25 protein-coding genes are annotated in these 21,309 nt (G+C 66.1%); 15 read left to right on the top strand and 10 right to left on the bottom strand.

Going from position 1 to position 21,309, the window contains the following annotated elements; genetic code table 11:
- Positions 1-34: 34 nt before the first annotated feature.
- From AC5Y5W_RS20280 to AC5Y5W_RS20265, 4 genes are all read left to right on the top strand, one after another.
- Positions 35-217 carry a hypothetical protein gene (locus AC5Y5W_RS20280; RefSeq protein WP_500022561.1) on the top strand — a complete coding sequence of 61 codons (183 nt, stop codon included), beginning with the start codon at positions 35-37 and terminating at the stop codon, positions 215-217.
- Positions 214-831: a hypothetical protein gene (locus AC5Y5W_RS20275; protein ID WP_500022560.1), complete on the top strand. Its 618-nt coding sequence runs from the start codon at positions 214-216 to the stop codon at positions 829-831. Before AC5Y5W_RS20280 ends, AC5Y5W_RS20275 begins: the two co-directional genes overlap by 4 nt.
- 332 nt (positions 832-1,163) lie before the next feature.
- Complete coding sequence (locus AC5Y5W_RS20270; protein ID WP_500022559.1) at positions 1,164-1,415, top strand: ESX-1 system-associated protein; 252 nt, start codon at positions 1,164-1,166, stop codon at positions 1,413-1,415.
- 584 nt (positions 1,416-1,999) lie between these two features.
- A complete protein-coding gene (locus AC5Y5W_RS20265; protein ID WP_500022558.1) occupies positions 2,000-2,929 on the top strand; it encodes an ESX-1 system-associated protein in 930 nt (309 codons plus the stop codon).
- A gap of 983 nt (positions 2,930-3,912) precedes the next feature.
- On the opposite strand, the gene AC5Y5W_RS20260 is transcribed toward AC5Y5W_RS20265, so the two are convergent.
- Positions 3,913-4,332, bottom strand: a complete 420-nt coding sequence (locus AC5Y5W_RS20260; RefSeq protein ID WP_500022557.1) for a hypothetical protein — start codon at positions 4,330-4,332, stop codon at positions 3,913-3,915.
- Positions 4,333-4,408: 76 nt separating this feature from the next.
- Between AC5Y5W_RS20260 and AC5Y5W_RS20255 the strand changes: the two genes are divergently transcribed.
- Positions 4,409-5,260, top strand: a complete 852-nt coding sequence (locus AC5Y5W_RS20255; RefSeq protein ID WP_500022556.1) for an EspK C-terminal domain-containing protein — start codon at positions 4,409-4,411, stop codon at positions 5,258-5,260.
- Positions 5,261-5,279: 19 nt separating this feature from the next.
- Here AC5Y5W_RS20255 and AC5Y5W_RS20250 read toward each other — a convergent pair whose 3' ends face one another.
- The 6 genes from AC5Y5W_RS20250 to AC5Y5W_RS20225 form a co-directional block, all read right to left on the bottom strand.
- On the bottom strand, positions 5,280-5,624 hold the full coding sequence (locus AC5Y5W_RS20250; RefSeq protein ID WP_500022555.1) for a YbaB/EbfC family nucleoid-associated protein: 345 nt from the start codon (positions 5,622-5,624) through the stop codon (positions 5,280-5,282).
- Positions 5,621-7,186 (bottom strand): PPE domain-containing protein, encoded by a 1,566-nt coding sequence (locus AC5Y5W_RS20245; protein ID WP_500022554.1) that lies wholly within the window; start codon positions 7,184-7,186, stop codon positions 5,621-5,623. Before AC5Y5W_RS20245 ends, AC5Y5W_RS20250 begins: the two co-directional genes overlap by 4 nt.
- Positions 7,187-7,225: 39 nt before the next feature.
- Positions 7,226-8,614, bottom strand: coding sequence for a type VII secretion protein EccE (gene eccE / locus AC5Y5W_RS20240; protein ID WP_500022553.1), 1,389 nt, complete (start codon positions 8,612-8,614; stop codon positions 7,226-7,228).
- The gene (mycP, locus tag AC5Y5W_RS20235) at positions 8,611-9,939 is read right to left on the bottom strand and encodes a type VII secretion-associated serine protease mycosin (protein ID WP_500022588.1); all 1,329 of its coding nucleotides are present in this window, start codon (positions 9,937-9,939) and stop codon (positions 8,611-8,613) included. The genes eccE and mycP overlap by 4 nt, the downstream gene beginning before the upstream one ends.
- Positions 9,940-10,105: 166 nt before the next feature.
- Positions 10,106-10,447 carry a GNAT family N-acetyltransferase gene (locus AC5Y5W_RS20230; protein WP_500022552.1) on the bottom strand — a complete coding sequence of 114 codons (342 nt, stop codon included), beginning with the start codon at positions 10,445-10,447 and terminating at the stop codon, positions 10,106-10,108.
- The gene (locus AC5Y5W_RS20225) at positions 10,444-11,433 is read right to left on the bottom strand and encodes a pirin family protein (RefSeq protein ID WP_500022551.1); all 990 of its coding nucleotides are present in this window, start codon (positions 11,431-11,433) and stop codon (positions 10,444-10,446) included. The genes AC5Y5W_RS20230 and AC5Y5W_RS20225 overlap by 4 nt, the downstream gene beginning before the upstream one ends.
- 137 nt (positions 11,434-11,570) lie before the next feature.
- Between AC5Y5W_RS20225 and AC5Y5W_RS20220 the strand changes: the two genes are divergently transcribed.
- Both AC5Y5W_RS20220 and AC5Y5W_RS20215 read left to right on the top strand, forming a co-directional pair.
- Positions 11,571-12,404 carry a type VII secretion target gene (locus AC5Y5W_RS20220; RefSeq protein WP_500022550.1) on the top strand — a complete coding sequence of 278 codons (834 nt, stop codon included), beginning with the start codon at positions 11,571-11,573 and terminating at the stop codon, positions 12,402-12,404.
- Position 12,405: 1 nt separating this feature from the next.
- Positions 12,406-13,086, top strand: coding sequence for a hypothetical protein (locus AC5Y5W_RS20215; RefSeq protein ID WP_500022549.1), 681 nt, complete (start codon positions 12,406-12,408; stop codon positions 13,084-13,086).
- Positions 13,087-13,090: 4 nt separating this feature from the next.
- Here AC5Y5W_RS20215 and AC5Y5W_RS20210 read toward each other — a convergent pair whose 3' ends face one another.
- A complete protein-coding gene (locus AC5Y5W_RS20210) occupies positions 13,091-14,470 on the bottom strand; it encodes an acyl-CoA dehydrogenase family protein (RefSeq protein WP_500022548.1) in 1,380 nt (459 codons plus the stop codon).
- 97 nt (positions 14,471-14,567) lie between these two features.
- Complete coding sequence (locus tag AC5Y5W_RS20205) at positions 14,568-14,981, bottom strand: WhiB family transcriptional regulator (RefSeq protein WP_500022547.1); 414 nt, start codon at positions 14,979-14,981, stop codon at positions 14,568-14,570.
- 142 nt (positions 14,982-15,123) lie between these two features.
- Between AC5Y5W_RS20205 and AC5Y5W_RS20200 the strand changes: the two genes are divergently transcribed.
- The 5 genes from AC5Y5W_RS20200 to AC5Y5W_RS20180 all read left to right on the top strand — a co-directional run bounded on the left by AC5Y5W_RS20200 (position 15,124) and on the right by AC5Y5W_RS20180 (position 18,610).
- Positions 15,124-15,906 (top strand): helix-turn-helix domain-containing protein, encoded by a 783-nt coding sequence (locus AC5Y5W_RS20200; RefSeq protein WP_500022546.1) that lies wholly within the window; start codon positions 15,124-15,126, stop codon positions 15,904-15,906.
- The gene (locus tag AC5Y5W_RS20195; protein ID WP_500022545.1) at positions 15,903-16,721 is read left to right on the top strand and encodes a C40 family peptidase; all 819 of its coding nucleotides are present in this window, start codon (positions 15,903-15,905) and stop codon (positions 16,719-16,721) included. Before AC5Y5W_RS20200 ends, AC5Y5W_RS20195 begins: the two co-directional genes overlap by 4 nt.
- Before the next feature lie 71 nt (positions 16,722-16,792).
- Complete coding sequence (locus tag AC5Y5W_RS20190; protein WP_500022544.1) at positions 16,793-17,968, top strand: DUF4226 domain-containing protein; 1,176 nt, start codon at positions 16,793-16,795, stop codon at positions 17,966-17,968.
- Positions 17,969-17,984: 16 nt separating this feature from the next.
- Positions 17,985-18,302 (top strand): ESX-1 secretion-associated protein, encoded by a 318-nt coding sequence (locus AC5Y5W_RS20185; protein ID WP_500022543.1) that lies wholly within the window; start codon positions 17,985-17,987, stop codon positions 18,300-18,302.
- Entirely contained in the window at positions 18,299-18,610 is a 312-nt protein-coding gene (locus AC5Y5W_RS20180) for a DUF2694 family protein (RefSeq protein ID WP_500022542.1), read from the top strand. The genes AC5Y5W_RS20185 and AC5Y5W_RS20180 overlap by 4 nt, the downstream gene beginning before the upstream one ends.
- On the opposite strand, the gene AC5Y5W_RS20175 is transcribed toward AC5Y5W_RS20180, so the two are convergent.
- Positions 18,607-18,750 carry a hypothetical protein gene (locus AC5Y5W_RS20175; RefSeq protein ID WP_500022541.1) on the bottom strand — a complete coding sequence of 48 codons (144 nt, stop codon included), beginning with the start codon at positions 18,748-18,750 and terminating at the stop codon, positions 18,607-18,609. The genes AC5Y5W_RS20180 and AC5Y5W_RS20175 overlap by 4 nt on opposite strands.
- A gap of 103 nt (positions 18,751-18,853) precedes the next feature.
- On the opposite strand from AC5Y5W_RS20175, the gene AC5Y5W_RS20170 reads away from it, so the two are divergent.
- Genes AC5Y5W_RS20170 through AC5Y5W_RS20160 form a run of 3 tightly spaced genes read left to right on the top strand, consistent with a single transcriptional unit; the run spans position 18,854 to position 21,309 of the window.
- Positions 18,854-20,035 carry a DUF5631 domain-containing protein gene (locus AC5Y5W_RS20170; protein WP_500022540.1) on the top strand — a complete coding sequence of 394 codons (1,182 nt, stop codon included), beginning with the start codon at positions 18,854-18,856 and terminating at the stop codon, positions 20,033-20,035.
- A 36-nt stretch (positions 20,036-20,071) separates the two neighbouring features.
- Positions 20,072-20,389 carry a DUF2710 family protein gene (locus AC5Y5W_RS20165; RefSeq protein ID WP_500022539.1) on the top strand — a complete coding sequence of 106 codons (318 nt, stop codon included), beginning with the start codon at positions 20,072-20,074 and terminating at the stop codon, positions 20,387-20,389.
- Complete coding sequence (locus AC5Y5W_RS20160) at positions 20,386-21,309, top strand: transglycosylase SLT domain-containing protein (protein WP_500022538.1); 924 nt, start codon at positions 20,386-20,388, stop codon at positions 21,307-21,309. Before AC5Y5W_RS20165 ends, AC5Y5W_RS20160 begins: the two co-directional genes overlap by 4 nt.

Here is a 21,309-nt window from a genome sequence, read left to right as displayed (position 1 = left end):
TGTGCTACGAAGACGCAGCGTGGGGGTTTTAGCGATGGCACAAGAGACGCTCAAAGTAGATCCAGAGCGGCTGGCGCAAGCCGCGGCGAGCTTGGGCGCCCATGCCGACGAAATTCCGGTGATTCCGCCGGGTTTCACCGTGTCCGGAAGTGACCCGCTATCGGCAGCGATCGCCGCGCACGTACCCAAGCTGGAAGCACCGGTAGTCGGGCCATGACCCTGGACCAACTCAAAGCGGACGCGCAACGGGACGCTGCCAACGTTGCCAAGGCGGCCCAGCACTACGCGCAGACCGATGAAGCGCTGGGAAACAAAATCAACCAGCAGCAGTTCGACGCGAATGGCGGCCAGGGGCAGTCCGGCGGTGCGGCGGGGGCGGGCGGCGACCCGGCGAGCCAGATGATGGGTCAGATGGGCCAGATGCTCGGCATGCCGATGGAGATGGCCGGCCAAGCCGTGCAGATGCCGATGCAGATGGTGGGCATGCTGGGAGCGCTTCCGCAGACGGTTATGCAGAGCATGCAAGGCCTGCAGGGCATGATGGGCCACTCTGGCCAGCTGGGCCAGCACGGCCAGGATGGGCAGCCGGGCGACGTGCCCCCGGATCAGCTCCAACCGGACAAGCCGGAGGACAAGGACGACAAGGCCGAGGAGAAGCCGAGCGAACCGGCCGAGCCGAAACACCAAGCCGCCGGACCGCAGCGAGAGCGGCTAGAGCCCATTCCCGACTCTCTTGGCGGTGCAGCCGGTGGCCAGCCGGGAAGTCCGACTGTTCCGGTCACGCCGGCGCCTAGCCGGCCGGCGACGCCCGGTTCGGAGATCGATCTCTGATCGCTAGGCGGCATTAATCCCCAGTTGCTTGAGGCTGTCGCCATTAGGTTCAGTGCAGGAAGGCCGTCGTTGAGTCGGCCTGAATTGGCGTAAGTTGGCCTGACCTGGAGGTGTGTGTCGTGAGTGTGCCCCCGCCCCCGCAGGGTCCGTGGCACTCTGGTCCGCCCCGGCCCGGCCAGCCGCCCACACCGCCCCCCGGGGGGTTTCCCCAGGGCCAGCCTTATGGCCCGCCGCCCGGACAGTATCCAAGTTGGCCACCGCATGGGCGGCCCAGGAAGAGCAATGCCCTGAAGTGGGCTTTGGTAGCGGTGACCCTGATAATGGTTGTCGCAGTGGCTGTGGTGCTGACGTTGGTTTTCAGTCAGGGGGGAGCAGGCGGCGACTTTTCCGATGGCGGCGGTTCGCATCCGACACCGGGGATCGTCAGCGCAAACGACAGTGGCCCGGTCGCCGTCATCACCGATGAGCCGACGTGCGGGAAGTTCGGGCCGATCAATGACGGCCTGGCTAACCAACAACGCAAAGGCTGGGATAAGCGCGGCCACAATTCGGTCGTACAGGACTTTGCGTTTCGGAGCGCTTAATACACGCGCGCCTATGTTCAGGGCTAGACGCCTACGTTCCGTCTAATAGTCATTTAGCTGCTGCGGACAACACCGTCGAGGCGGTTGTTGTTGAGGTGTGCAAAGCGGTTGGCGTCAGCTGATGGGGTGTTTGCGCAACCTTCGAGGGATTGCGCCTAGCAGCGGCGCAGCCAGCCGTTGCCTCCTTCACAGTCCGCAGGTTATGCAGTTTCGGCGATCGAGACGTGGATGATGCGGCGCAGTGTGTGACGGTGCGCATGACAGCTTTGGTGTACGAGGCCGGTCGATTTGTCGCTTAACCTTGTAGAGAACAGTGTTCGGGTAGGTGCAAGCTGCAGTTGAAGCTGCCTCAATTTCGAGCCGTGAGTGGACGTGACCTGGAGGTTTGTGTATTGAGTGTGCCCCCGCCCCCGCAGGGGCCGTGGCAGGCAAGGCCGCCTGCACCCGGCCAGCCGCCCGCTCCGCCGTACGGTCCGCCGCCCGGGCAGTATCCGGGTTGGCCACCGCCTGGGCCACCGAAGAAGAGCAACGCCCTGAAGTGGGCCCTGGGGGCGGTCACCCTGGTTGCGGTCATCGCAATAGCGGTGGCAGTGACGTTGGCACTCACACACGGCGGATCTGGCGGCGGAGGCTCGACCAACGGAGGCGATGCGGGAAGGACCTCCGCGATTGCCAGCGCGAATGACACGAGCCCTATCGGGATCATCACCGACGAGCCGACCTGCGAGAAATTCGGGCCGATCAACGATGGCTTTGCCAACCAAGCGAAAAATGGGTGGGATGAGCGCGACCCGTCGATCCCGGCAGCGGGTTGGACCGCGGATCAGCGTACTCAATACCAGGCGGTCGGCACTTTGATGCGGACTACCGCGGATCAGTTCGTACCACTTGCCAAGCGGACGCCACACAGGGTCGTGCGTGAAATCTATGAACAATTTATCGTTTACGCACGGGCTTACGCCGACAGCATTGCTACTTACACGGCGCAGGATAATTACTTAGCCCTTGTCGCTGTGGGCGCCTCGTCGGCCGTATATGACATCTGCCATGCGATTTCACAGGGGTCGGCCAGTGCGTGGGAACCGTTGGTGCCGACGGTAGCGCCGCCCGCGCACTCCGCGAGTCCCAGCGATCCGGCTAACCCTCAACGATTGATCACCTCCCGAGATCCAGTCTGTGACGATTTGGTTGCCACGACCGACCGATACGTATCCGATACTTCCGCGTGGGAGACCGTCGACGCGCGAATTCCTGCGACCCAGTGGAACCCTGATCAAAGGGCCATCTTCGATGCGGTGAAACCAGTGATGTCAGCCTACGCTGACAATATCGAACGACTCGGAAAAAATAGCAGCAATTCTGCGGTTCAGGATTTAACAATACTAAGCGCTCAGTACCTTCGTGCGTATGTCCAAAGTCTACCCACCTACGTTCCGTCGGACAGTTTTTTGGCCGCGGCTGCTCACGACACGAAGTCGATAGTCGTCGGAGCGTGCATCGTTGTTGGGGGTTAAAGAATGACGATTGCTTCACCATCGGGCGATTACGCCGCGCAGATGATCGACGGGCTATGGCCGCAGGCTGATGAAGAACAATTGGAGGCTCGTGCAGAGGTATTCGACCAAGCCAGCGGACAACTGGGCAAGGTGATCGAAAATTGGGCACGCGAGCATCACATGATTTTTCATGATGGTGTTTGGTCGGGGGGCGCAGCCAGCGCCGCCAAAGACGTCTTGCAGCGACGGCTTAACCTAATGCAGGATATGCGGAACAAGATTGACGCCGCCGCGAAGTGGTATCACGATGCGCACGACAGGGTGCGAGATGCCAAAAACGAGATCGTCCAGACTGTTCATAACCATCAAGGAGCAATCAGTCGCATTCCGGATGACGACCAAGACCGTGACACAAAAATCCAAAATGAAATCACCGCAGCATGGAACGAGAACTCCGAAACCGTCTCCAGCGAAGGCTCGAAGCTAGGCTTCAATTTGGACATGCCGAAAATGCCACCTACCACCTCTGTGGGCAAGCCAGTTGGCGGTACGGATACAGGGGATACAGCTGTAGAGGCGGCGGTAGGTCGATCCGGGTTTGGTGGCCCCAGGGGCGGTGGGTCAAGCGGAGCAACCGCGCAGGTGGCGGGAAATACATCCGTGTCCGGTGGCCCCCGGGGTGGTGGGTCGAGCGGAGCAACCGCGCAGGTGGCGGGAAATACATCCGTGTCCGGTGGTCCCAGGGGCGGCGGGAACGGGCCTGTTTCCCCTCCCCCGGCACCGGCGGCGGCTCCGGCTCCGGCAGGTGCCGTGCCGCGGCCGTCGACGCTAACTTCGTCGGGCACGGGAGCTACTTCATCCGCTCCGACGGCTGGTTCGCAGTGGATGGGGTCGTCTGGTTCTGGAGGCGCCCAAAGCGCGGGACCGACGGCGGCGTCCGGCGCTCCGCAGGGCATGTCGGACACCCCACAGTCACAGGCGGGTTCGGGTGGCCCGCCAACTCAGCCCGCGGCGGGCAGGCCCGACTCCGGGATTGCAGCAGCGGCTGCCGCGGCGGGGTCGGCATCACCGGCAGTGTTGCCCGCCTCCGCGGGCGCGGCGTCGACGGCTGCGGCCGCGGCGTCGGCAGCTGCAGCTGGTGCGACCCCCGTGGCCCCGTCGGCGCCGATCGAGCACACCGGGGGAGCGGTCTCGGGCCCTCGCGGCCACACCGTCGACAGCGGCGGAGGCGGCGGATTCACCGGCGGTGGCGGTGGTGGCGTCAGCATGCCCTCGATGTCGTCGGGATCAGGAGGAAGCGGCTCAGCGCCGATGCCGTTGCTCCCCCCGGCTACCCCGTCGCCAGCGGCACCGGTGCCGCCAGGTGGCGGCACGCCGGGCGCCCCGGGTGGCGGCACTCCGGGCGCCCCGGGTGGCGGCACTCCGGGTGCACCAGGTGGTCCAGGCGTACACCCGGCCTCCACCACTAGCACCTCGCAAGGCGGTGTCGGCGGGTCGATGACCTCGTCGCACGCCGACGCCGCGCCGGCGCCGATCCCGGTGTCCTCGGCGCGGGCGCAAAAGGATGCGATCGCCGATGCCACGAACCGCCGTGGCGGCGGTGATGCTTTGCGGGCGGCCCGGCGCCTCGGCGCGGCACTCAACGCTCCAGACTTGCTCAACCAGGGTGATTTCCAGTTCTTCTGGATCACCGCTGTGACCAACGACGGCCAGATCGTCGTCGCCAATAGCTACGGGATGGGCTACATCCCCGCGCCGGTGACACTGCCCGAGGGTGTTCAGCTGGTCTCGGTCGACCCGGCCGTCCCGGCCGCCGAGCGAGCCCGCTGGGCCACCTACCCGATGCTCGCCATCCAAGGCTGGGCGGCGGCCCACGACACCACGCTGCGGGCCGTGATCGCCACCGAGGCCCAATTCCGCGAGTTCGATCCCGGCGTCTACCGGGAGGTCCTGCGTGAGGAAGACATTCCGGCGAGCGGGAAGATGGCCGGCCGGTCCAGGTTAGAAGTGGTCGCGCCTGGCCAGGCGGCGCAGCTGGCCGGGGTCAGCGACTTGGGGTTGATCGACATGTTGCCGCCAGCCCCGGTGGACACCAATCCGCCGCCCGACCAGCGCGGCACGCTGTGGTTTGAAGTGATGAAGCATCTGATGAGCAGCGATCCCGATCGTGGGGTGCACCATTTGCAGGCGTTCGTCACCTACGCCGCCCATGCCCAGGAGTTGGCGCTGTATCAGGCCCACACGGCCGTGCACGCGATCGAGCAACGCTCGGCGGTCGCCGACTGGCTCTACTGGCGGCAGCTGAGCATCCTGGTGGCCGATGCGCTGGCCGGATCCGCCGCGCCCTAAATCGCACTAGACCGCTCGGTCAGTTTTCGGAAGTGTCGCTCAGCTCGTCGGTGATGTCGACGAGTACCGCATCAAGGCGTTCCCGATCGGCTTCGATGGAGGCGACCGCTTGCGTGGTCGCGTTTTGCAACGCTTCGTTCACCCGCTGCTCGACGGTTTTCGATCCCAGCCGCAGCGACCCGTCTTTGATGAAGACATCGGTGAGCCAGTGATGTCCGTTGAGGGTCACTTCGACGGTCTCGGATTCGTCTGTGGCCGTGAACTTTTCGGTCTCCATCTTGTGCAACTGCTCGTCCAGAGCTGACTGCAACCGTTGCGCCTGTTTCAACACCGCCGCCACGTGCGGATGCATCTCCGAGGTCACTTCGACTCCTTGCCATCTTTGGCGTCCGGCACGTCCTTACGACGACGGGCTCCGATGACACCCTCGGTCCAGGCCCGGTCCTCCGTGTAGAGCTCCTCGTCCGGAGCAAGCCCCGGAGTGCGGCGCCGCTCCTTACCCTGGCCCTGTCCATGGCCGCCCATCGGCATACCGCCCATACCGCCGCCCATCGCGCCGCCGGGCATGCCTTGGGCTGCTTGCGCTCCCGGCCCCGCTTCGGCAGCATTCGCCGGCGCGACAGCATTGGCGCCTACCGCAGGCTGCAGCGGCGACCGCGGTGCGCCGCCACCGCCGCCGCCTGCCCCGCCGCCTCCGTGCGCGGCGGGTTTGACTGCGGGCCCTTTCGGCAGGTGCGGTGTGGTTTTCGCCGCGGCCGGCATGCTGCCTGGCATACCCCCGGGCAGGCCGCCCGGCATGCCGCCGCCAGGTTTCCCGCCACCTTGGCCGGCACCTTGGCCGCCGCCGGGCATGCCTCCGGGTGTACCTCCGGTTCGTGCGGCTGCCGGCTGTTGCGGGGCGACCGGCTGTCCCATCGGGGATGGTGCACCGCCGGGTGCGCCACCGCCCGGCGTGCCTCCACCACCGCCAGGAGATGACCCGCCCCCGCCGGGTTGCTGCTCGCCGTCCCCAGCCGGCACCGCCCGCCGACGTGGGTCACCGTTCGTGTAGACGGGCGTGGAGGGAAGGGCACCGTCGCGGGGTTCGGGCGGGGAGACCTTGTCGATCGTGGCGGCCGACTCATATTGCGCGCGCACGTGTTCGGAATCCATATACAGCTTGAGGAGTTTCGCCCCGATCGCCTTCTTCTGCTCGTCGGTGGTATCGGGCGATTCCATTTGTTTTTTGAGCTGTTTCCACTCGTCGGCTATCGGTGTGTGGGCGGCACGTGCTGTCGTGTGGGCATCGGCGATCTTGTCGGCCTCAGCCGCGAGTTCCTGCCAGGAACCGGCGAGGCCGCTTAACCACCCGCCGAATTCGTTGAAACGCCCATAGGCGACCTCGGCAGCGGCACCCTCCCAATCGCGGATCTTGACGTGAAAATGTTGAGCTGCCGTCTGAAGATTGGTCGCGATAGTGCGCCAATGAGCGGCCACCGCGCGGAGGGCAGCCCCTTGATCGCCGTTTGCCAAGTCGTTCTCGATTTCCTCCGGGTCACCATGGGCGTGGCCGGTTTTGGTCGGCATTCCCGGTGCGGCCGGATGCGGCGGCGCCGGGATCGAGCAGTCGTCGGGCTTGACCGCACCGCTAGATATCGGCTTACCCGCGTTGATCTCACTGGTAGCCCGTAGATCGGTTTCGTCGTAGGCCTTCGCCACGTGATACAGCGACTCCGCAAGCCGCTTACCTTCGATGACGCCCCAGTTCTGGTATTCCCACAACGACTGTGCGCTATGGACGAGGTTGGCGGTCGCGTCCAAGGAGGTTTTCAGCGTGGATGGCGGCGTGATCGGCGGCTGACCTGACGGGTTGGCCCAGTCGATCCCGTTGATGTCGTTCGCTTTGCCCCGCAGGTCATTCGTATCGACTCTGAGTTCTTCTCCCATACTTCCTCCTCAGAATGCGCCGTCCAGCACGCCCGGTCGCTAATTCTCCAGCGCGGTCTGGAAGCGACTCTCCTCGCGCGGGTGAATCAACCGGATCGGCAATTGGCGGTGGCGCGGCGTCCCGATGAAGTTGTGCCGAAGAATGATCCTGCTCAAACCCCGCTGTGGGCCAAGGTAGGTCGTCGCGTTCGGCCACGCCACCTTGTTCACCGAGCCGATCCGTGCGTTGACGAAGCCGGCGAACTCCCGAAACCGCGGTTCGAGGGTGACCACGGCTCCGGCCGCCGCCGAGCGCACCACGAACTGGGTGAACAGCCGCGCATCGCCCAGGTTAATGCTGACGTCGACGTCATCGAACGGCATGTAAACGGGGTAACGCTCGGTGGTCTCGCCAACTAGAACACCCGCAGAGCCGATCGGCAGCTGGTAGTGCTTGTCACTGACCGGTGTTTGACCCAGGATTGCGGCACGTTGTCCACCGAACAGGCACGAAAAGCCGCGCGGCGTCTTGGGATTGGCCAACGTGGTCAGCAGGACGGTCGACTGCGGCGCCATGCCCGGCACCAACCGGACCCGGGTGATGGTGTGGTCGGCGCGTGCCGACCACCACACGTCGGGGCCACCCGGCGCGGTGTAGGCCGCGGTGAACGCGCTGCGCCCTTTGATCGCCGACCACGTCTCGCGTTCGAAGCTGATCTCGGTGGCCTGGTCGAAGCTGTCGAAGCTGCGTGCGCACCGCGCGTCGATGCCATGGCTGGCCAGTTGATCGGCGATCCGGGTCGTCGACGCCACCAGATACCGGGCCAGGCCCGCCAGACCGGCCGCACGGCGCTGCGCGGATCTGCGAGTCGTGTCAGGGTCGGCGCGCAGCACGATCCAGGTCCGGCGGTTAGCCGGAGCCGGATAGGGGCCGATCACCTGCTGATAGAGGCCCACGACGTTGGCCGGAGCGGTCTTGCCGACTCGATATCCCGCGGATACCACGTCGGCTTCCAGGTCGGGACAGTGCGCTGCCACCAGCTGCTCCACCAACGCGGTGTCCACCACGTCGTCGGTTTGGGCCTCCCCGTTGAGGATGACCGTGGGAGTGAAGGGTCGCGGGATCAGCTCGATGACCGAAACCAAGTGGTCACCCTGCCACCGCACGGCCACGTGATCTCCCGGCATCACCGTGGCGCCCACCGCCGGTTCCGAAGGCGGATCGGGAGCGCTGCGGTGCCGACGCCGCCACGAGTTCAGCGCTGCGATCCAGCCGGTTATGCGCCTGCCGCGGATCGTGACCACCGCCGCGAGCACCACCAGCACGGCCAGCGTGATTCCGGCCCACAGGTAGCCCAGGCTCATGGATACCGCAATGCACGCCGGCGCCAGCGCCGCTGCCACCAGGGCGTGGCCGGCGGTGAACCGCAAAGACACTGCGCTACTCATCGGCGTTTCAACGCTCGTCGGGTCAGGGCGCCGAGTCCCATGATCAGAGCCAACGCCGCAGCGCCCACGACCACGATGGTGATCGGGCCACGGTCCGGCGGCGGGATATACACCGGCGGCGCGATCTGCTTCACGTTGTACGGAGCTGTCTTGGCGCCGGTCGGAACATCCCACGTCAGCGCGGCGACGGGGTCGATGACACCCGCGCCGACGGTGTCGTCGGCGCCACCGCCGGGGTGTCGGGCGGTGGCGGTGATCCGGTTGATGATCTGCGCCGGCGTCAGGTCGGGAAACCGCTGCCGCAACAGCGCCGCCACCCCGGAAACGTACGCCGCGGAAAACGACGTGCCGGTGATCGGGATCGGGCCGTCCTGGCCTTGCAGCGCATTGACCGGCGCGCCGTCATAGCCCAGCGCGATGATGTTCTCCCCCGGCGCCGCCCCGCCCAGCCAGGGTCCGTGCATCGAAAAGTTGCTCGGTATTCCAGTCTCACCGATGCTTCCGACCGTCAAGACCAGCGGGTCATACCACGCCGGCGTGACAATCGTCTGGACCTGCTTCCAGCCGCGCGGATCGTTGGGTACCGACGGGTCGGGCGGCGGGTTCTGTGTGCAGTCCTGGCCGGTGTTGCCGGCGGCGACGACGATCACCGCGTTCTTGACATTGACCGCATAGTTCACCGCTGCACCCAACATGGACTCGTCGATGGGTCGGGTCACCTTGACGCAGGCGGCCTCGCTGACGTTGATGACGTTGGCGCCGAGATTGGCGGCATGCACCACCGCGCGGGCCAGGCTGCGGATCGATCCGGCCGTCCGGGTGGTGTTGGGATCGTTGGGGTCGACTTGGGCGCCCTTGGGCTGGAACGCTTCTGACGTCTGTCGCAGTGAGAGGAGCCGCGCTTCGGGTGCCACACCGACGAAACCATCGGTGGGAGCGGGTCGGCCCGCCACGATCGAGGCGGTCAAGGTGCCGTGGGAGTCACAGTCGGACAGCCCGTTGCCGCCGGCGTCGACGAAGTCCCCACCCGGCTCCGCGGGCACCCTCGGTGAGGCGTTGACCCCGGTGTCGATCACCGCGACCGTCACCCCGGCGCCGGTGGCGAATTTCCGCGCCTCGGCAACATGCAGGTAGTCGTTGGCCCACGGCGGGTCGGCGAACTTCGCGTCCGGGAACGACGTCGGCGCCGAGCAGATTCGGCGCTGCTCCATCGGCAGGTCCGGCCCCGTCTCGTCCGGCGGCATGGCACCTGGGTCGATTACCGGGGGTGCGATCGCCACGGCGGGCGGTGCTATCAGCAGTCCCAGTGCCAACGCCGCCACCATTACGGCGATACGCCGCACCATCGACTGCCCCTTTCGCCTACTGGCCTGGTCAGGCCGGCCGCCGGTAGAGCAACATCGTCTCACCCCGTGACGGCGTGCAGGCACCCGGTAATCCTAAGTCGGCGCAGACAACGCTGGTTCCGGTTTTTCGGCGGGGAAAGCCCGGTTAACCGTTTGCGACGGCCTCCGCCCACCGCGCGATTTCGGGTGTCACGGGGTCGGCAATGTCGTCGAATTCCGAATGCTTTTTGAGTACCGCGGCCACCATCTTGCACACCGGGACGACGCGTTTGCCGTCGGCGCGGGTGGCCTCGAGCGCTTCGCGTACCAGGATGCTCGCCAGGCCGCGACCGCCGAATTCGTCGTCGATTTCGGTGTGGTAGAAGACGCGCTGGTTGTCGCGGTCGGCGACGGCGGCGTATCCGACGGTTTTGCCGTCGACGGCGATGGTGTACTTGCCGTCCGCGGCGCTGACCGCGGTCTGGGCACCGGTCTTGTCGGCAGTCATCGATGCTCCTTTCTGTCCGGCAGCGGGCGCGGCCGAAGCGTGGCGTTCGGAAGCGGGGGCGCGGGCAGGCGTTCGGGTGATCCCTGGTAGCCGCTAACGGCGCCGAAACGTGGATCGGCTGCTTCCCACAGCCGGCGATACTCGACGATCTCCTGGTGGCTGCGCCCGACGAAGTTCCACCACATCACCAATTGCTCGGTGAACGGCGTGCCGCCCAACAGCAGCGCGCGGGCCGGGCGATCGCCGGCGTTGCGCAGCTGCAGCGACGAGTAACCCGGGCCCTGATAACCCAGGTCCGCGAGGTTCAGGGTAATTCCGGCCATGTCCAGAACACCCTGGTCGCACAGCACGCCGTGTTCGAAGGCTGGGTTGAGGTCGAGCGTCACCGTGGCGCTCGGGTTCACGTCGATCTGGGCGCCCAGCAGCGGGGTGAAGGTGTGCACCGGGGAGCGGCTTCCGACCAGCTCGCCGAGAAAAATCCGTGCGGCGCCGCCGGGCAGCGAGACGGCTTCGGGCGCGTAGTGGACGAGATCTCGGGCGGTGTCGCGGTCGGAGTCGGGCAGGGCCACCCATAGTTGGGCGCCGTGCAGAATCGGCGCCGTGTCGGGGTCGACCGATACCTCGGAGTGGCAGATGCCTGCGCCGGCCGTCATCAAATTCAGTTCACCCGGGCGCACGCGGGCCAGCACACCGGCGCTGTCGCGGTGTTCGATCTCGCCGCTGAACAACCAACTGACGGTCTGCAGACCGGTATGCGGATGGGGCGGTACGTCCATGCCGCTCGAGTGACGCAGGTCGTGCGGTCCGTAGTGGTCGGCGAAGCACCAGGCGCCGATCAGCGAGCGCTGCCGCTGCGGGATGGTGCGCCGGACTTGGATCGCTCGCGGCCCACCCAGCGGTACCTCGCGCGGGTGCAGAACCTCCACACCGGCGACTTGTGTAGCGGCACAGGCAACTTCGGCCGGTGCGGTCTCCAGGTTACTCATCGTTCACCGTTCGTGCGTTGGCGATACGGGCCGATACCCCGACCCTACCCGCGAGCGGACACGGCGCCCCGGGGCGCAGGCCAGGGGTTGTCTTTTTGTGTCGGACGGGGCGCGGAGATGCCATAGGATTTCCTGATATGGCGCAAAGCTTGCGTGTCGATCCGGCGGTTCTCAGGTCGACCGGATCTGTGCTGGCGCACGTAGGCAGCGACCTCTCCGGAATGGGTCTAGGTCCCTCGCTGAACGAGCTGGTCGGAGCTATGCGCGGCTTTCACAGCGGCGGTGTCTGCCAGGAGGCCGGGACGGCGATCGACGATGCATGTCAGCAGCTGAGCGGCGACTTTTCCCAGCTGGCCGAGAAGTTGCGATCAGCGGCCGAACAATACGAGCAGGCCGACGAGCAGTTGCGCGGCGGTCTAGACCAGGCCGCCCACGAAATCGACGCCAACCACGGCGACACTCCACCACTGCCCGCGTCTGTTCCTGGCCCGCCCACTCATCAGTCGGCGCCGATCCCGGTGGATCAGGTGGACTACGATCAGACCAACGTCGCAGCCGGTCCGGAAGCCACCCGCGACTACATCGACCAGGCTCTCGACAAGCTCGGTATCACCGACCTCGCGGCAAGACAGCGTTGGTTGGACGGGTACACGACCATGACCCTGCGCGAGTCCAGCTATGACCCGAATGCAGTCAATGATTGGGACATCAACTCAGAACCGCCGAACTCGACCCGTGACGTCTCCGACGGCTACGGGAATGGCTGCTCGCGTGGCCTGGCGCAATGTGTTCCGGGCACGTTCGCGCAATACCATCAGCCGGGAACGTCGAACAATATCTATGATCCGGTCGCCAATATCGCCGCGTCGATGAACTACGTCATGGGGCGCTACGGCGTTCATCGAGACGGGTCGAACCTGGCAGCACTGGTTCCGCAGGCCAACGCTGAGGCCGACCCCCAAGGCTATTGAGATGGGGCCGAGAACCTTTCGACGCGCCGCAGCTCTGACCCTCGGCCTGATCATCGGCGCGGCTAGCGCGCCCGCGGTGACGGCAGCGGCGACCGCGGTGCCCGCTGCCGCGTGGATCAGCGCCGGGCAGCTGCCGCTGGACGACACTCAACACTGGCCCGATCTCGCGAGCATCGCAGAAGCACCGGCCGACAATGCCTTTCGGGTCGAGCAGCTGTGCCGGGCCGATGCGCCCGCGCACCGATTAGTGGACGCCGCTGGTGTCGACGCCGGACGCGCCGGCATTGACAAGGGCCAAGCCGAATGGTCATTGCAGCAACAGATCGTTCATTACCCCGGCGACACCTGGCGAATGGGCCAAACTGCTGATGCGCTGTTCACTTCGTTGCGAAATACGTTGAGCAGCTGCGGCTCTACGGCTCCGGGCACACAGGTCAAGGTGACCACTCCGCGCTCGCATTGCCCGAGCAGTCAACGCGCCGGGTGCAGCCAGCTGGCGGCCACCGTCGACGTCCCCGCACAGCAGACCAGTGCCCATGTATATCTGGCGAGCGTGGGCAGTTCGGTGACCGAGCTGACCCTGTGGTCGACCGGCACACCGGACGTGGGCTGGACGGATATCAGCGACGAGAACGTGTTCGCGGCGATGAACCCGCAACTGTGCACCGTGTGGGCATGCTGACCCGCTAGCGCGGCGGCCGCAGTACCTTCATCGCGATGCGCATGACCGGTTCGGGTACTCGGTCTTTCATGGACAGCGCGGCGCTGGATACCTGCGAACGCAGCGGAGTGCCGCGGCCAAACATACGATTCAGCGGGCCACCTGACGGCTCGATCTCGAAATGCAGCGGCAGCGCGCCTTCCGATGCTCCTAAGGCCTGCGAGATGACGATCCGCTGGATTTCGCTGGTGCCCTCAAAGATGGTGTACAGCTTGGCGTCTCGATACCACTTTTCCACCGGGTGGTCGGTGATGTATCCCCAGCCGCCCATCGTCTGGATGGCACGCTCGGTAGCACGGACAGCGACTTCGCTGGCCGTCATCTTCGACATCGAGCCCTCGCCGCGGTTGAATGCGATTCCATTGGCCGCCATCCAGGATGCCCGCCAGGTCAACAATCGAGCGGCATCGATCTGGGTGGCGATTTCGGCCAGTGGAAACGCGATGCCCTGGTTGTCGATGATCGGCCCGCCGAATGCCTCGCGCTGGGTGGCGTAGGTGGTGGCATACTCCAGTGCCGCGCGCGCAATGCCGATCGCCTGGGCAGCCACCATCGGGCGGGTCTGCTCGAAAGTGCCCAATGTCGCCGAGCTGGGCCGTTTACCGCCGGCGGCAGCTTCACGTGCCTTGGCCAGCTTGTGCTCGAGCTTGTCTTGCCCGCCAAGCAGATTGGCTTCCGGGATACGAACGCCATCGAAACGTAGCTCTGCGGTGTGCGACGCCCGGCAACCCAGCTTGTCGAGTTTGCGCACCAACTCCAGTCCGGGTGTGCCGCCCGGGACTACGAACAGCGCCTGACCGCGGTGGCCCAGTTCTTCGTCGACAACTGCATTGACCACGTGCACATTGGCGATACCCCCGTTACCGATCCACATCTTGTGGCCGTCGATGACCCAGTCGCTGCCATCGCGGCGCGCCGTGGTCCGCAGATTGCGCACATCGCTGCCGCCTTCCGGCTCGGAGATGGCCAGGGCCGCGAGCTTGAGGTCACCGGGTTCTCCAAAGCATTCTGGCGCCCACTCCAACATCTGCTCAGACGACGCGGCCTGGCCGATGGCTGACAGTGCCAGCGCCGGCATGACGATCGCCAAACCAATTCCGGCGCAACCCCAGAACAGCTCTTCCATGAACATCGGCAACGACAGCCCGGTCGGATCACCGATGAGGTCGCGGTAGAACAGCGGGCTGTAGAAACCCTGCTGGGCAGCCTCCTCCAGTACCGGCCAGGGAAATTCCTGCCGCTGGTCATAGTCGAGTGCGACAGGGCGGATCACTGATTCGGCGAATTGGTGAGTGCGCTGCGCCAGGTCGTGTTGTGCTGCCGTCGGTGTCAAGTCGAAGCTCATCAATGCGCCCCTGCGATCACAGCGTTCGGCCCGATGTCGCCGATCACCTCGTCCGAACCGACTGTTGCCGCTTTGCGCGCAGCTCAAACGCGATCGGTCAGGCGGCCGACTGCGGGCCCCGCGAGGCCGGCAGATGGAACACCGTGGCGGTCGCCGCAACGGAGTCACATTCACGCCGCTGGAGGAGGGCAGCGTTTTCGGGCAGCTGCCTGGAGGTGATCTCGCCCGCTGCGATGCGGCGCAGCATGTCGTGGGCGCGGGCGAGTTGCTCGCGCTTGCGGTACTGCCCGCCCGGCAGCTTCACACCGGCCCACACGCCGTACTCCTCGCGATGCTGGACGGCGTAGCGGGCGCAACATCGTTGCTGCGCTACCGGACAGCGGCGCAGGCACTGTAGCCGCGCCTCGGTCGCCGATTGCTCATATGCCCGCGCCTTGGCGGCACCGTCGCCGCCGTCGTCATCGGCGTAGCCGAACCACAAATCGGGGTTGACTGAGCAGGGGTATCCCATCGAGGCGCCTCCTCCGCGCTTGAAACGTAGGCGAAAGCGTATACACACTCCAGAGCACCGCGCAAGGAAACGCGATAGAAACAGATATATTCGGGTTCATATCGTGGTCTGTGTAGTATCCGGATATGGCCGGAGCGCTGCGGTGAGCCGCGAATCGGCGGGCGCGGTTATCCGAGCCTTGCGCGAGTCGCGCGACTGGTCACTGGCCGACCTCGCCGCTGAGACCGGGGTCAGCGTCATGGGCCTGAGCTACCTGGAACGCGGCGCCCGTAAACCGCATAAAAGCACAGTTCAAAAGGTCGAAAACGGACTCGGGCTACCCCCGGGGACCTATTCCCGGTTGGTGGTCGCGCAGGATCCGGAGGCCGAACTGGCCCGGCTGCTCACCGCCCAACCGCCCGAGGCGATCCCCGCACAGCCAGCGGACTCGATTGTGGTGGACCGCCACAGCGATACCGAAGTGCTCGAAGGATATGCCGAAGCGCAGCTCGACGCGCTGAACTCGGTCATCGAACGCCTCCCTGCCGTGACATCAAACGAATACGAGACGTATATTCTTTCTGTGATCGGCCAGTGCGTGAAGGCGGAACTGTTGGCAGCCAACTCCTGGCGGGTGGCCGTCAATGCCGGCGGGGCGTCGGCGGATCGACTGATGCAACATCTGCAGGCTTTGGAAGCCACTCGTAGCGCGCTCCTGCAGCGCATGCCGAACAGTTTGAGCGCCCGCTTCGACCAGGCGTGCACACAATCGGCGCTGCCCGAGCCGGTCATCGCTACGTTGCTCGGTGTCACCGGCGCAGAAATGTGGGGGATCCGGAATCGGGGCGTAATACCGCCGGGCGCGTTGGCGCGGGTCCGGGCCTTCGCCGACACGATCTTCCCGTCGACCCCGGCAGATCAGACCAGCGGTGAGGGGAGGCGGTGAGTCCGAGCGAACTAGAGCTGCTCGATCGCGCCCATCGACTGTTCGCCGGCGCCGGTCAGCCCGCGCAGCTGAGGCGGGACACTGCTCACGTCGACAGATTTCCGCAGCCGCCGGCAGCAGCTAACGACGGTTACCGGTTTGCGCTGCACAACAGTCGAGAGGCACTGCGTTCGGCCGCCCGCACCGACGCGTCGGTGGCAGCCCTCATCGCGCGGGCGCACCGCGATCACGCCACCGCCCACGGCCAGACCAGGAGCGTCGTCGACGAAGCCCGCGCCGATACCGCGGCCACACCGGACACCCCGATCGCACAACGAGAGGCAATCCGGCGGCGGGTGGCACGGTTGCGTGCCCAGTGGATGCATGTGCTGTCCGCCCGTTCCCGGGCACGACGGCACCTGGCTGCGCTGCGGGCATTGCGGTACCGAGCAACACGGCGGCGCGCGACAGGCATGTTGCGGCTCTCGTCGCCGACCGGCCGCGCCGGAATCGCTGTCCGGGCGGCGCTGTCGCGGCTGGGCCGGCCATATGTCTGGGGCGCCACCGGCCCCAACCAGTTCGACTGTTCGGGATTGACGCAATGGTCCTACAACCAGGCCGGAGTCCATTTGAGCCGCACCACTTATCAGCAGATACACGAGGGGATCCCGATACCGCGGTGGCAGGCAAGGCCAGGGGATCTAGTCTTCCCCCACACCGGGCACGTGCAGATGGCCATCGGGAACAATCTTGTCGTCGAGGCGCCGCATGCCGGCGCCACGGTGCGGATCAGCCCGCTGGGCAGCAATGTGCAGATCAGGAGACCACTGCCATAGGCCGAAGCGGCCCGACGCCCAGCCGGCTGCAGTGAATTGTCGACGGAGGTGCGGCTGGCTACTGTCGCCGCATGGAGGGGCTGCCGCAGCCAAACCTCGGCGACGCAGCCGATGCCATCAGAGACGCTGAATCGTTTCTGGCACATCAGAACTCGACAGCAGCTCAGCTCGACCTGCAAGTGGTCAGCGCGATCATGAACGCGCACCTGAGGACGGTGGACGGCCGGGCTGGACTGGATAACCTGCAGCAGGAGATCCAGGCGGCCGTGCGCAGCCGAACCGATCTGGACACCCCCTCCGGAGCTCGTGACTTCCAGCGGTTCCTCGTCGGCAAGCTCAGGGACATCCGCGCCGTGGTGGCGAACGCAAACCTCGACGACACGTCGAAGTCAGCGCTGATGGCGGCCTGGACGTCGCTCTACGACGCTTCGAGGGTGAGTAGCGACGAGCCGAGCGACGGCCGGCCGACACGGACGCCCGCGGCCGCACCAACCGACAACGCGGAAACGTCAGACGCCGACATCGACCCGTTGCTGGATTCGCTCTTCGCCGACGATCCCGGCCTCGTCCCGCCAGCGGGACCGACGCCAGCACCAGGGGCGTCGGCCCCGATGCCGCCGGCGATACCAAGCATCCCCGGCCTCGGCGGGGGAGCGATGCCCGGCTGGGGCATGCCGGGCGGATTACCGCTGCCCGGTTTGCACGACGCGGGAGCCGAACGCTCGCCGCAGCCTCCCGATGACCTACCCGACGACGACCTGATGTCGAACGAAGAACGGGTTCCGGAAGGAGGGCATCAGGATCCACCCGATGAGGACCAACCGGGGGACACGCCGCAGCCAGAACCGGCGCCGCCGGCGGGCCCGACCACGATCACGTTGCCCAACGGTGAGACGGTCACTGCGGCCAGCCCGCAGCTTGCCGCCGCGATCCAGGCCGCAGCCGGTGGGGCACCGATTTCGGATGCGTTTCGCCAGCAGGGCATCACCATCCCGCCGCCGGGAACCGCCGTCGCCGATCCCGTCGACGTATCGCAACTGACGCCAGGGGATATCGGCATGTTCACCAACCGGCATGCACTTGCTCTTGGCAACAGCAAAGCCCTTCTCAACGGCCAGATCCAACACATCTCGACCGTCAACGGGCCGGGTTTCCTGGGCTGGGAGCACCCGCCGGCAGCGCTGCCGGCGACCGCGCCACCCGCGACCGGCACACCGGCGCCCACCCGGCCGGCCGCCACCACATAGTTCAGGGAGAGACCGGATGGCAGATCGAATCCACGTGGAGCCGGCGAATCTGCGGGAGTCGGCGATGCAGCACGAGCAGATTGCAGAGTATCTGCGGACGATTCCCTCGTCGCATCCGGCGATCCAGGAAAGTCTCGACTCGCTGGGCCCGGTCTTCGGCAATCTGCGGGACGCCGGATGCGAGCTGCTCGACCAACGGCGGCGGTGTTATCAACAGCAGGCCGACGACCATGCCGACATCGCAGCCAAGCTGCGCGCAGCAGCGAACCTCTGGGAACACCACGAGGCCGACGCTGCCCAGAGCCTGGCCGACGTCGTTGACGATGAGCGATGAGCACCGCCATTCCGGCCTTCGACACCGTGCATCCCAGCGGGCACATCCTGGTCCGCTCCTGCCGTGGCGGATATTTGCACAGCCTGGCGCTCAGCGCCGCGGCGATGGACACCGACGCTCAAACGCTGGCGAAAGCGATCTTGCTCGCCGCCGACGTTTCCTATCTGAAGGCCTCGCTGCAAGTGCGCGGCGAAATCGTTGCCGCCGGTCATAGCCCGTCAGCCGGCGTTCCCACTGCCGGCGACCTCGACGCGGCGATCGAAAAGCTGGTGGCGCATCGCCTGCGCCACCGGAACCGGCGGGACTAGCCCAGCCAGGCTCTGGCCGTGTCGGGGTGCGGTGCGATATCAGTAGGCGGCTCGATGGGATTGGCGCCGAACAACTCTCGCGCGCGACTCAGCAATAGGCGTACTTCGTCCAGCTCCAGCTGCAACGCAGAATCAGCCATGCCCCGACGCTACGCACGCCACACCGCGCCCACAATTCACCGCTTGCCATCGACCGGGATAGACGCCAGGTCGACAATCCGGGCGCGACGGTACGCTGAGCCGGTGGCGATCTTCGGTCGGAACACCGCGCGCCGGCGCCTTCGTAAAGCCGCGCGGGAATCCCTCGCGATCCCGGCCTTCGGCTCTGCGGTTGACTGCACCCCCTGGGTGACCGATGGTCTCTGGCCTGCCGAGCTTTCGACCATTACGCCCGAAAATGCCATGGTCGCCCGGTATCTCAGAGCTGACTTGGAACGGATTGCCCGCTCGGCCAACGAAGAGCTTCGCAGCATCAGGCGCGCCGGCATCGTCGGACCGGCGCTGCAGGCTGAAGAATCCCGCGTCATCGACACTGCCCGCGGTGCTGCTGCCGCGCGGGTGGCGACGGCGCTTCGCCGACTCGGCAATACGGTGCACGACCTTCCCACCCAGTACCTGCCGCCCGTCGCGGCCGAACCCACTGACGGGCCAAGCCACGACGACACGCAGCAACTCCCGCGCATCACCGCCCCGATTGCAGATCAACCACCGTACGAGTCGTATCGGTCCAGTCGGCGGGCGACGGCGAGCTTCCCGCGGGCCCCTGCTGCTGAGGATGCCGAAAGCGGCGAACCGGAATCCGATCACGACCGGTTGCAGCGCCTCGTGGAGTTCATGGCCCGCCAGGAACCCGGATTGCCTTGGGCTGCCGGCGACCGGGATAACCGCACTACCGTCGTCACCACCGACATCGCTCATGGCTGGATACCGCCAGGTATCGCGGTGCCTGCCGATGTGCGGCTGCTACCCCCGCAGCGCCGCACCGGCAACGTAGCAGAGCTTTTGGGGCCGACGACGGTCTCGGTGACCTATGCTCCCGGCGACCACTTGGGTTGGTCTTTTGGTTGGGCAACCGAATTCGACCCGACCGCGTCTTCGTTAAAACCACGTCGGCTACCGCCCGTCGACGATCTGGGCTGGCTGCTCTGCGGGGCGACGCATTGGCGCGAGGGCTTGCCGCACCTCGTCCACACCTTGGCCAAGGCAGGAGCCGCCAGAACGGGCATCCTGGAACCCGAGATCGACGAATTGAGAGAACATCTCGCCACGGCGCGACTCCAACTGCTGGCCCAGTATCCGGATGTCGACCACGCGCTGCTGCTCAATTGCCTGTTGCTGGCCGCCACCGAGGGCATGGCCAGCGGTGACCGGCTGACGGCGAACTACCACTTCGCGTGGTACCAGGCGCTCCATACCAAACCGTGAATTGACGCTGGTCGCAGGCGATCACATACTTGCACGATGTCGGGGCGGGGCAGTCGCACACAGCTGAGCGAAACCGATCTCGTCGAGTCGGTTCTGCGGGATTTGCGCGAGGCGGCCGATCGATGGGAGGCGCTTGTCACCGAGGCCGAGGCGATCACTTACCGGGTTGACTTGGGCGATGTGCAAGCCGTCGCCAACGCCGACGGCAAGTTGATCGAATTAAGCCTGCATCCGGAGGTGATGACCGGCTACAGCCACGGCGAATTGGCCGACCGGCTGAACCTTGCGATCACCGCCCTGCGCGAAGAGGCTGAGGCCGACAACGAAGCACGCTACGGCGGAAATCTCCGGTGACATGCGATCCGCTGACCGGACACGCACTCGAACTCTTGGCCCGTGGGCATGAGCTATACGCCGGACCGCGGGTCGACGCCCTGCCGCCACGCACACCGGCCGTACTGCTCAGCCATGCGTGGGCGCGCGACGCGCCAGCGTCCACGGCGCCGGCCGTGCGGCGCATGGCGGCGGGGCTGCGCCATGCCGCGGCCACCGACACTGAGCTGACCACAGTGCTGGCCGACGCCGAAACACAGCACGCCCAGGCCCGACACCACACCCGCTCCGTCCTCGACGCGGCGCACGCCGACTCGATGCCCGCCGTCGACACACCGGTAGGGCGACGGGAATTCCTGCGCCGCACCGCAGCTCGACTTCGCCTGCAGCGGCGGCACATTCAGCGTTCGCGCCGACAGGCCCGGATCCTCACTCACCAGGTCAGGCGGCTCGGCTACCTGCACCGGCGGACTCCGCGGGGGCAGCGATCACCGGCAGCCGCCATCCCGCGCGGCGCGGTGCGCTACGAGCGGACGTTTCAGCACGGCCATGTCCGGGCGCGCATCGGCGCTGCGCTCGATCGCCTTGGCATCACGGACCCCGTCGCCCGTCGCAACTGGATGCGCGGGTACCAGACGTTGATTGCCCGCGAGTCGGGCGGGCGGCCATCGGCGATCGCTCCGGAGCCGGCCACCCAACCGGGACCTGTGCAGCCTGATGGCCACCGACTCGGGTATGCCCGCGGTATCACCCAAACGATTCCGGCCACGTTCGCGCGGTATCACCAACCCGGGACGTCGACCAATATTTATGACCCTGTCGCCAATATCTGTGCGTCGATCAACTACGTGATGCAACGCTACGGCGTCGCGTCCGACGGGGCGAACCTTGTTGCGCTGGTTCAGCAGGCGGATCCACACCGACCGCCGAAGGGATACTGA

The sequence above is a fragment of the Mycobacterium sp. NGS51 genome, assembly GCF_059812525.1.
The sequence above is the reverse complement of the archived record's forward strand: the minus strand, read 5'-3'. Positions and strand labels throughout refer to the sequence as shown.